At 70.4% G+C, this 10,449-nt stretch carries 7 protein-coding genes; 6 read left to right on the top strand and 1 reads right to left on the bottom strand.

The features are described 5' to 3' along the window. From AB0H86_RS40125 to AB0H86_RS40100, 6 genes are all read left to right on the top strand, one after another. A partial coding sequence (locus AB0H86_RS40125; RefSeq protein ID WP_362450443.1) for a hypothetical protein occupies positions 1–248 on the top strand: 248 nt, incomplete at its 5' end. Positions 249–593: 345 nt separating this feature from the next. Beyond that, a complete protein-coding gene (locus AB0H86_RS40120; protein WP_362450433.1) occupies positions 594–1,499 on the top strand; it encodes a S1 family peptidase in 906 nt (301 codons plus the stop codon). A 180-nt stretch (positions 1,500–1,679) separates the two neighbouring features. Then, on the top strand, positions 1,680–2,537 hold the full coding sequence (locus tag AB0H86_RS40115) for a slipin family protein (protein ID WP_362450440.1): 858 nt from the start codon (positions 1,680–1,682) through the stop codon (positions 2,535–2,537). A 229-nt stretch (positions 2,538–2,766) separates the two neighbouring features. Further along, a complete protein-coding gene (locus tag AB0H86_RS40110) occupies positions 2,767–3,849 on the top strand; it encodes a S1 family peptidase (RefSeq protein WP_362450431.1) in 1,083 nt (360 codons plus the stop codon). Positions 3,850–4,459: 610 nt separating this feature from the next. Beyond that, positions 4,460–7,912 (top strand): DNA polymerase III subunit alpha, encoded by a 3,453-nt coding sequence (gene dnaE, locus AB0H86_RS40105; RefSeq protein WP_362450429.1) that lies wholly within the window; start codon positions 4,460–4,462, stop codon positions 7,910–7,912. Then, a complete protein-coding gene (locus AB0H86_RS40100; protein ID WP_362450426.1) occupies positions 7,909–8,913 on the top strand; it encodes an ImpB/MucB/SamB family protein in 1,005 nt (334 codons plus the stop codon). Before dnaE ends, AB0H86_RS40100 begins: the two co-directional genes overlap by 4 nt. 65 nt (positions 8,914–8,978) lie before the next feature. On the opposite strand, the gene AB0H86_RS40095 is transcribed toward AB0H86_RS40100, so the two are convergent. Further along, positions 8,979–10,430 carry a glycoside hydrolase family 43 protein gene (locus tag AB0H86_RS40095; protein WP_362450424.1) on the bottom strand — a complete coding sequence of 484 codons (1,452 nt, stop codon included), beginning with the start codon at positions 10,428–10,430 and terminating at the stop codon, positions 8,979–8,981. Positions 10,431–10,449 lie beyond the last annotated feature (19 nt).

Genomic DNA, 10,449 nt, shown 5'->3' with positions numbered 1-10,449 from the left:
CCGCACCCGCCCACGGCGCCAAGGGGACGGGCCGGGGGGTGTCCGCCCGCAGCGGTTGGCGCGTCAACACCGCCCGCTCCTCAAGAAACCGATTCCGCGCCGTTCCGAGGACGGACACCCCCCGGCCCGTCCCCGCCCCCCCACCGACCCCGGCGGTACTGGTGCGCGAAGGGGCGCGGGACGTACGCGACTTCGACCCCGCCGCCCCGTACGCGTCGAGAACGCGGACGGCAGGACGCGCGGTCTAGCCCTCGGCGGGGAACTGGCATCCACCTGGCCGGACAGGAACTGACGCTCCAGCCGACGGTCGAGGGCGACGGTTCGCGGTGGGCGGTTTTCGGCGATGCCACGGGCGCTCGCCGAGGAGCGGAACGTGCTGCGAGGAGCGGTCCGGTCACCGGGATCGCAAAGACAGTTCAAAGGTTGACGGCCGAAAGGCGCCCTTGCGCCGACCGTCCGTTCGGCCGAATACTCCCCCTCAGCGCTTGTCAGGGGCACGGCGTGTCCGGAATTCGGGCGGCCGGCGCACTGGCTGCGCCTCACGGGCCCGAACCCCACGAGGGCCCCCGACTTCCCATGTGGAGGAACGACAAGTGAGGATCAAGCGCACCACCCCCCGCAGCGGCATTTCGAGACGTACCCGGCTGACCGCCGTCACCACCGGCCTCGTGGCCGCCGCCGCGATCGCGGTCCCCAGCGCGAACGCGTCCGACTCTCCCACGTTCAGCGCCTCCGAGCTCAAGAGCGTCAGCGGCTCGGTACTCAAGGCCGATGTCCCGGGCACCGCCTGGGCCGTCGACAGCAAGACCGGCAAGGTGGTCGTCACCGCCGACAGCACGGTCTCCCAGGCCGAGATCGCGAAGATCAAGGAGCAGGCGGGCGCCAACGCCGACGCGCTCACGATCAAGCGCACCAGCGGCACGTTCCAGAAGTACATCGGAGGCGGCGACGCCATCTATGCGAGTAGCTGGCGCTGCTCCCTCGGCTTCAACGTCCGTGACAGCGCGGGCAACTACTACTTCCTGACCGCCGGTCACTGCACCGACGGCGCGGGCACGTGGTGGTCCAACTCGGGTCACACCACCACGCTCGGCACCACGTCGGGTTCCAGCTTCCCGACGAACGACTACGGCATCGTGCGGTACACCAACACGTCGGTCGCCAAGGACGGTACCGCCGGCAACACTGACATCACGAGCGCGGGCACACCGAGCGTGGGCACCACCGTCACCCGTGACGGCTCCACCACCGGCATCCACAGCGGTCGGGTCACCGCCCTGAACGCGACCGTCAACTACGGTAGCGGCGACATCGTCTACGGCATGATCCAGACCACGGTCTGCGCCGAGGCCGGCGACTCCGGCGGTTCGCTCTACGGCACCAACGGTGTCGCCTACGGTCTGACCTCCGGCGGCAGCGGCAACTGCACCTCAGGCGGCACGACCTTCTTCCAGCCGGTCACCGAGGCCCTGAGCGCCTATGGCGTGAGCGTCTTCTAGTCCCGGTTCGCCGGTCCGGGGCCTTGGGCCCGGATCATTGACCCCGGGCGCACCACTGGAACTCCGCGGCCAGCAGCGGAACGAGCCCCCGCACGCAATCGACGTGCGGGGGCTCGCCCTTGTCGGCCGCCGGAGTTACCGTCGACGGACAGGCGGTCACGTCGGACCCTGGGGGCCGTGATGGTCGAGGAGTTGGTGGCGGCGGGAGTGGCGCTCGCGTCCGCCGGAGTGGTGTACGTGTGGTCGGCGGCACGGGTCGTCAAACAGTACGAACGGGGTGTGGTCTTCCGGCTCGGCAAGCTCCTGCCGGAGGTGCGCGGACCGGGGTTCACCCTGATCGTTCCGGGCGTCGACAAGCTCCGGAAGGTCAACATGCAGATCGTGACGATGCCGGTGCCCGGGCAGGAGGGCATCACCCGGGACAACGTCACGGTGCGGGTGGACGCCGTCGTCTACTTCAGGGTGACCGCCCCGGCCGAGGCGATCGTCCGGGTGGAGGACTACCGGTTCGCGGTCGCGCAGATGGCGCAGACTTCGCTCAGGTCCATCATCGGCAAGAGCGAGCTGGACGATCTGCTCTCCAACCGCGAAAAGCTCAATGAGGGCCTGGAGTTGATGATCGACAGCCCGGCCGTGGAGTGGGGCGTCACCATCGACCGGGTCGAGATCAAGGATGTCTCACTGCCCGAGACCATGAAGCGGTCCATGGCCCGTCAGGCCGAGGCAGACCGGGAGCGCCGGGCCCGGGTCATCAACGCCGACGCCGAACTCCAGGCGTCGAAGAAGCTCGCCGAGGCCGCCAAGGAGATGTCCGATCAGCCCGCCGCGCTGCAACTGCGGCTGCTGCAGACGGTGGTGGCGGTGGCCGCCGAGAAGAACTCGACGCTCGTGCTCCCGTTCCCGGTGGAGCTGCTGCGGTTCCTGGAGAAGGCCCAGCAGGGGTATCCCGCGGTACAGCAACCGGTGCAGGAGCAACTCCCGCCCGTCGCGCCCCAGGTGAACCCCGATGGACAAGGGGCGATTTCAAGACAGGACTAGTCCTCACAGGCTGATGAGAGTTACTCGCCCGTAGTGTTTGCATCGGGAATGGCCTGGAGTGACCGTGAACTGTCAAATGGAGGGGGCGCGTAACCGCGTTCTACGCGCGTCCTGAAGTCGACCTTGTGCGCCCCCTGTGGAATTCGGAAGAGTAGGCGCTCGTCAACCACTCTTTCGGTCCCGAGGTCCCCACAACCGTCCGGGCCGACCCCCCACAGGAGGACGCGAGTTGAAGCACCGACGCATACCCAGGCGACGGGTGGCCCTGGCCGGAGCGGGTATCGCCGCACTGGTCGCCGCGGGTGTCACCTTCCAGTCTGCGAACGCCAGCGAGCCGGCGAAGACCCCGGCGCCGGAAACCCTCTCGGCCCTGGCGGCCGGAAAGCTCGCCTCGACGCTCGGTCAGGACCTGGGCGCAGAGGCGGCGGGAACGTTCTACGACGCGAAGACCAAGAGCCTCGTGGTCAACGTGCTCGACGAGGCCGCGGCGAAGACCGTCGAGGCGGCCGGCGCCAAGGCCAGAGTCGTCGAGAACTCCCTCGCCGAATTGAAGAGCGCCCACGGCACCCTCAAGCAGGACGCGAGCATCCCCGGCACCGCCTGGGCGACCGACCCGACGACCAACAAGGTGGTCGTCACCGCCGACCGCACGGTCTCCGACGCCGAGTGGGCGAAGCTGACCAAGGTCGTCGACGGGCTCGGCGCCACCACCGAACTCCAGCGCACGAAGGGGGAGTACAAGCCCTTCGTCGCGGGCGGCGACGCCATCACCGGCGGCGGCGGACGCTGCTCGCTCGGCTTCAACGTGGTCAAGGGCGGCGCGCCGTACTTCATCACCGCCGGGCACTGCACGGAGTCCATCTCCACCTGGTCCGACTCCAGCGGCGACGTGATCGGCCAGAACGAGGAGTCGAGCTTCCCGGACAACGACTACGGCCTGGTCAAGTACACCGGCGACGTGGCCCACCCGAGCGAGGTGAACCTCTACAACGGCTCCACGCAGAAGATCACGGGAGCGGCCGCGGCCACCGTCGGCATGAAGGTCACCCGCAGCGGCTCCACGACCCAGGTGCACGACGGCACGGTCACCGGGCTGGACGCCACCGTGAACTACGGCAACGGCGACATCGTCAACGGCCTGATCCAGACCGACGTCTGCGCCGAGCCCGGCGACAGCGGCGGCTCGCTCTTCTCCGGCAGCAACGCGATCGGCCTCACCTCGGGCGGCAGCGGCGACTGCACCTCGGGCGGCGAGACCTTCTTCCAGCCGGTCACCGAGGCGCTCTCGGCCTTCGGCGCGCAGATCGGCTGACGGCCACGTCTCACGCCCGACGAAGTCCCGCCCCGTGCACGAGGGGCGGGACTTTCGCGTCGTACGACGGTGTGTTGCCGTACGACACAGCCTGATCGGCGCGACACGAGGGCCGCGCCTCAAGCGCCAACCGCGCGCCAGGAGGGAGGCAGCGTGACGAGCCCCGTCCCCTAGGCTCGCCCGCCCGCGTCCGACACAGGACCAGCACTCCCCGTTCCCGCCCCGCTCGGTCAGCGCCTCCTGCGCGACGCGGTAGGCGGACAGCTCGACCGGCACGCGACGCCCCTCCCCGCTGCGACGCGGCGTCGACGCGCACCCCCGCGCCCGCAGTCACCGCCGCCGACCGTTCGGCGTCCGTCGGCCCCCGTCGCCGGCGCCTGGATCGTGCACACGCTCTGTCCGAAGGACTTCTGCGAGAGCAACTGATCTGCCAGGTGGGCGAGGTGACGGGGAGGTACCTGTTCCGGCCGCCCCTCACCTCGCCAAATAATCGCTGATGTGTTCGAATCATGTCGCTGACCGGGGCTGATGGGGTTAGAGTAATCGAACGAGAGTACGATGAACATATCGGGCTTATGGTCGAAAAGGGGTGGAGTGATGGAGGTGCGGCATGGCGGGCTACGCCCATCTGCACGTCGCGTCCGGTTACTCCGTCCGCTACGGCGCCGCCCACCCCGAGCAGCTCGCCCGGCGGGCGGCCGAGCGGGGTATGACGGCGCTCGCGCTCACCGACCGGGACACGGTCACCGGGGCCGTCCGGTTCGAGCAGGCGTGCGCCGGAACCGGGGTGCGGCCGGTCTTCGGCGTCGACCTGGCCGTAGAGGCCCTGGCGCCTCCGCCGCCGGCCCGGCGGCGCCGCACTCCGGCGCGCGGTGGGGCGCACGTCGTCGAGCCGCCGCTCAGGTTCGTGCTGCTCGCGCAGAACCGGGCGGGATGGGCGCGGCTGTGCCGCATCACGTCGGCAGCCCATGCCGGTGCTTTGTCCGGTACGCCGCCGGTGGTGCCGTGGGAGGCGCTGCGCGAGTACGGCGGCCCCGGTCTGATCGTGCTGCTCGGCCCGCTCTCGGAGCCGGTGCGGGCGCTGTCGGTGGGTCGGGAGGACGTCGCGATGAAGCTGCTGGCGCCCTGGCGGGAGATCTTCGGGAGTGGAGTCCGGTTGGAGGCCGTTGCGCAGAAACGTTTCAGCGTCGAGCCGGGGTCGCTTCGGCTGGCTGCCCGGACGCTGGCGCTGGCCGACCGCACCCGTACCACCGCGGTGCTCTCCAACGCCGTCCGCTACGCCGACCCCGGACAGCACCGGCTCGCTGACGTCCTGGACGCCGCGAGACTGCTGCGCCCGATCGACCGGCGCCGCCTGGACAGCGGGCAGCGCTGGCTCAAGGACGAGCGGGCGATGACAGCCGTCGCGCAGATGATCTCCGAGTGCGCCGGAACGGACGCCCGGCGGGCGCGCCGTCTGATGGCGGACACCGCTGCCACGGCGGCCGCGTGCGCCGTCGACCCCCGAGCGGACCTCGGTCTTGGCACACCGCACTTCCCGGAACCGTCGCTCTTCGGCGCCGACCCCGGAGCCGGCGGAGCTGCCCAGCTGCTGCGCGACCAGTGCGAGGCCGGTATGGCCCGACGTGGCCTCGACCGCGACCGAGCGGCGCTCGACCGGCTGGACGAAGAGCTCGCCGTGATCTCCAAGCTGGACTACGACCCGTACTTCCTCGCCGTCGGCCAGGTCGTGGCCGACATCCGGGCCAAGGGCATCAGGGTCGCGGCCCGCGGCTCGGGCGCGGGGTCGATGGTCTGCCACGCGCTCGACATCGCCACCGCCAACCCACTCGACCACCGCCTGCTGTTCGAGCGGTTCCTGAGCGTGCGCCGGGCCTCGCTGCCCGACATCGACATCGACGTGGAGTCCGCCCGACGCCTGGAGTGCTACGACGCGATCTTCGACCGGTTCGGCAAGGAACGGGTGGCGGTCACCGCGATGCCCGAGACCTACCGGGCCCGCCGCGCCCTACGGGACACCGGCCTCGCCCTCGGTATCGCGCCCGCCGACGTCGACCGGATCGCCAAGAGCTTCCCGCACCTGCGGGCCTCCGACATCACCGGTGCGCTCGCCGAACTGCCCGAACTACGGCAGTTGGCGGCCGAGGCACACCGGTACGGACCCCTGTGGGAGCTCGCCGAAGGCCTCGACTCCCTGGTCCACGGCATGGCCATGCACCCGTGCGGAGTGGTCATCAGCGACGCCACCCTCCTGGACCGGCTGCCGGTGCAGCCCACGCCGCAGGGCGACTACCCCATGGCGATGGCGGCGAAGGAGGAGATCGAGGCGCTGGGCAACATCAAACTCGACGTCCTGGGCGTGCGGATGCTGTCCTCGATGGCGCATGCGATCACCGAGATCGAACGGACGACCGGCAACCGTATCGACCTGGACGACCCGCGCCAGGTGCCGCTCGACGACGTCTTCGCGTTCAAGCTCATCCAGGAGAGCCAGACCCTGGGTCTCTTCCAGCTCGAGTCGCCAGGCCAGCAGGACCTCCTGTCCCGGCTTCAGCCCCGCGATCCGCAGGACGTCATCGCCGACATCAGCCTCTTCCGCCCCGGCCCGGTCGCCGGAGGCATGCCCGAGCGGTACATCGCCGCGCGCCACGGGGGCACGCCCGCCTATGCCCACCCCGACCTCGAACCGGTGCTCGCCGACACCTACGGCGTGACCATCTGGCACGAGCAGATCATCGAGACCTTCGCCGTGATGACCGGCTGCGACCGCGCACTGGCGGAGATCGCCCGGAGGGCACTCGGCGACAAGGGCCGACTGCCCGGGATCAAGGACTGGTTCCACCGTCGAGCGCAGGCCCGTGGCTACAGCGAGACCGTGCGGGACGAGGTGTGGAAGACCGTCGAGGCCTTCGGCGCGTACGGCTTCTGCCGCGCCCACGCGGTCGCCTTCGCCGTACCGGCCCTGCAGAGTGCCTGGCTCAAGGCGCACTATCCGGCGTTCCTGCTGGCCGGCCTGCTCGAACACGATCCCGGGATGTGGCCCAAGCGCGTCCTCGTCTCCGACGCCCGTCGCCGCGGTGTCCCGGTCCTGCCCGTCGATGTCAACCGCTCCAAGGTGAGGCACATCGTGGAGCCGACCGACGGGGAACAGTGGGGCGTGCGGCTCGCGCTGTCCGCGGTGCACGGGATCAGCGAGGGCGAGTGCGCCCGGATCGAGGAGGCGCAGCCGTACGGATCGCTGTCGGACTTCTGGCAGCGGGCCCACCCCAGCAGGCCGATCGCCGAACGCCTTGCCGAGATCGGCGCTCTGGGTTCCCTGCACGACGGACGCCTCACCCGGCGCGACCTGCTCCTGCAGATCGCCGAACTCCACCGGGCCTCCCGCACCCGGACCGCCGCCAAGGGCCAACTGCCCATCGAAGCGGGCGCGGTCGGGGGAGCGGAGCCGAGCGGTCTGCCGGAGATGACCGGACGTGAAGCCCTGAGCGCCGAGCTGAGCACCCTCGGCATCGACGTCTCCAAGCATCTGATGGAGCACCACCACCGGCTGCTGCGCGAGATCGGCGCGACCGACGCGGCGCACCTGGCCGGTCTGCGCGCCGGTCAGCAGGTCCTGGTCGCCGGTGTGCGGGCCTCGACGCAGACCCCGCCGATCGCCAGCGGCAAGCGCGTCATCTTCGTCACCCTGGAGGACGGCTCCGGCCTGGTCGACCTGGCCTTCTTCGAGGACTCCCACCCGGCCTGCGCGTACACCGTCTTCCACAGCGGACTGCTGCTGGTGCGCGGCACGGTCCAGGTGCGCGGCACCCGCCGCACCGTCGTCGGCACCATGGCCTGGGACCTGGACGAGATCGCCGAGGCCCGCCGCGACAACGGCCCCGAGGCCGCCCTCGCCCTCCTCGGCGCCGACCGTCCGTCCCCGACCCCCGCCCAGCCGCAGCGCACCCTGGCCAACGGCACCACGGGCGCCCGGCTGCACCCGTACGCCGACCTGCAGCCCGCCGGCAACCGCTCGGCCGACCTGAAGAAGTTCGGCCACCGCAGCCCGGGGAGCGCGGGATGACCACGCGTCAGCGGCATATCGCCCACCTCCATCTGCACGCCGCACTGAGCGAGGCCCAGTACGACGACGTACTCGAACTGATGTCCGGAATCACGCCTCACGTCCAGGCCGTCCCGCCCGACGCCGTCCAGCTCGACCTGACATCGGCGCTCAGATACTTCGACCTGTCTCCCTACGACGTGGTCCAGCTGGCGAAGATGAGGCTGAAGGGCCTGTACGGCATAGACAGCAGCGCCGGGCTCGCGAACAACCGCATGCTGGCCGCCATGGCGGCCGACGCGTCCGCGCCGGGCGACACCACCTGGATCCCCGCCGGTCAGGCCGCCACCTGGCTGTACCCCCGCCCGGTCACCGCACTGCCGGGGATCGGCCGCGTCACGGCGACCGCCCTCACCCGGTACGGCCTGCACACCATCGGGCAGGTCTCCGACCTGCCCGCGGGGACCCTGCAACGCCTCCTCGGCACGGCCCAGGCACGACTGCTGGCCGAACGCGCCCGCGGCCACGACCCCCGTCCCGTCACCCCGAAGGAGCCCGCGGCACACCTGACCGCCGACCTCGTGCTCGACCGGGACTGTCTCGATCCGGCACAACATCACCGAGCTGTCCTGGGACTCGCCGACCGGATCGGTCAGCGCCTACGCGGCGAACGCCAAGTCGCCGGCCGAATCACGCTCACGGTGCGGTACGCCGACCGCAGTTCCACCACCCGCACACGCACGCTGCCGGAACCCGCGAACCACTCACCCGCCATCGCGGCGACCGCCCTGGGCCTGCTGACCGCCCTGGGGCTGCAGCGAGCACGAGTCCGCGCCTACGCGATCCGCGCCGACGACCTGTTGCCGGCCGACAGCGCCTACCGCCAGCTCTCCTTGGACCCCGGGGACACCCGTGCTCGCGCTGCCGAAACCGCCGCCGACCGGGCCCGGCGGCGTTTCGGCTCGGAAGCGGTACGTCCTGCTGCCCTGACCACCGCAACGCTCAGAACCTCGATCGAGTAGTCGCGAGGCCGGCGGGCACCAGCCGGCCTCGCTGCCCGGCGCCCGGCCGCCGCCTTCCCGTCCGGTCAGCCGGTGTACACCTCGGCCCGGTCCACGCTCACGAACGAGGCCGTGGACTGGGCGTTGTGCTCGCCGGTCACCCGGATGCGCAGGGTGTGCCGGCCGGAGGCGAGCTTCGGGCTGATGTACTGCACGGTCTCACCCGTGCGGATGGCGCCGTAGAAGTCGACGCGGGTCTCCGCCCCGCCGTCGATGCTGAGGGCGGCGATGCCGTTGCCGGTGTCGCGTACCGACAGCAGCGCGATCCGGGTGCCCGTGAAGGTGAGGGTCGCGGTGTTGCCGGCCTGGTCGCTCCAGTGGTCGTCGCCCCAGAAGCACTGCGCGGCACATCCCGTACCGGAGTTCCAGGTCCCGGTATAGGCGACAGTGCCGTCGCCGCTGGAGCGGTTGTCGTCGTTGATCCAGTGGTTGCCCGAGCCGGGGTCTCCGGAAGGCAGGTTCTGGGTGGCGCCCATGGCGAGCGGGGTACCGAGGTTCGGGCTGCCGTCGGCGTTCCAGCCGATCTTCTGGGCGCGGCTGGTGCGGTCGGTGTAGGTGTACTGGGAGGTCGTCTTGGCGTGGTACACCATCCAGTCCTCGGTGCCGTCCGGGGACTTGAAGAAGGCGTGGTGGCCGGGTCCGAACACGCCGACCGAGTCGTTGCGCGAGAACACCGCGCCGTTGTGCTGCTTCCAGTTGGCGGCCCCCAGCGGATCGGTACCGTCGGCCAGGGACATCATCCTCAGCTGGTAGTCGGGCTTGCCGGTGTCGCATGTCGAGTACGTCATCCAGGTGCGGCCGTTGCGGTTGAGGAACTCCGGTCCCTCACGCACCTCCGCGCAGCCGCCCGCACCGTTGATCGCGACCGCGTTGCCGGAGACGGTGTACGGGTTCGACAGCGGCGCGATGTTGAGCCCGTTGTGCTGGTAGGCGTTGATGCCGCTGTAGGCGAGGTACAGCTTGCCGTTGTGGGTGAAGACGCTGGGGTCGATCGCGAAGTCGTTGGTGTGGTTGGGCGGGATCAGCGCCGACTTGAAGTGGTACGGGCCGGTCGGGGAGTCGGCGTCGGACTCCAGGACGTAGACGCGGTGGTGGTCGTCGACGCCGTCGTCGGCCGTGTAGTAGAGGTACCAGCGGTTGCCGAAGCGGTAGAACTCCGAGGCCCAGATGTTCTTGTTGCGGGAGCTGTTGGTGTCGGTCCAGACCGTGACCGGGTCGGACGCCGGCAGGGTGCCCAGGGACGTCGAGCGCCACATGCGGATGCTGCCGCCCTGGGTCGTGGTCATGTAGTACGAGCCCTTCCAGTACGTCAGGTACGGGTCGAGCCCGGTGTTGAGCGGGTTGCGGAACGTGGTGCCGGTCGCGGCCGCGGCCTGGGGCGCCGCGGTCGACGTGGGCGTGGAGACGAGGGAGAACACCACGGCCAGCAGGAGGGCGACCAATGCCGCCGTGCGTGCCGTGCGGGGGGACGAACTCATGGGCGACTCCGTTGCGTCG

It is taken from the genome of Streptomyces sp. NPDC050997 (genome assembly GCF_040660135.1).
Taxonomy (GTDB): domain Bacteria; phylum Actinomycetota; class Actinomycetes; order Streptomycetales; family Streptomycetaceae; genus Streptomyces.
This window is presented reverse-complemented; position numbering and strand designations above follow the sequence as displayed.